Below are 540 nucleotides of genomic sequence, written 5' to 3' on the forward strand. Positions count from 1 at the left end.
TGCCCGGGAGGTCGTATTCCACCGGGTCTTCAACGGTGAGAATGTTGCTGGTGCTCGCATCGAGCCGTGCGAGTGCGGCGTAGAGGCTGGTGGTTTTGCCGCTGCCGGTGGGGCCAGTGACCAGGACGATGCCGTGGGGCTGGCGGATCAGGTGATCGAGTTTGGCCAATACTTGCGCATCCATGCCCAACGTTTCCAGATGCAGACGCCCGGCCTGTTTGTCGAGCAGACGCATCACCACCCTTTCGCCATGCCCGGTCGGCACCGTTGAAACACGAATGTCGATCGGCCGCCCGGCCACGCGCAAGGCAATGCGACCGTCCTGTGGCAGGCGTTTTTCGGCGATGTCGAGCTGCGCCATGATCTTGATCCGCGACACCAGCGCACCGTGCAACGCCTTGCGCGGCGAGACCACGTCACGCAGCGTGCCGTCGACGCGATAGCGCACCACCGAATGGGTTTCGAACGGTTCGATGTGAATGTCGCTGGCTTCATCACGCGCCGCTTGCGTGAGCAAGGCGTTGATCATGCGAATCACCG

General features: G+C 62.8%; 1 protein-coding gene. It reads right to left on the bottom strand.

The window, feature by feature from the left end; all coding sequences use genetic code 11:
• Positions 1–540, bottom strand: a 540-nt coding sequence (locus PMI37_RS03335; protein WP_045122951.1) for a GspE/PulE family protein, incomplete at both ends; no start/stop codon positions are given.

It is taken from the genome of Pseudomonas sp. GM80 (assembly GCF_000282515.1).
In the GTDB taxonomy this organism is placed as follows: Bacteria; Pseudomonadota; Gammaproteobacteria; order Pseudomonadales; family Pseudomonadaceae; genus Aquipseudomonas.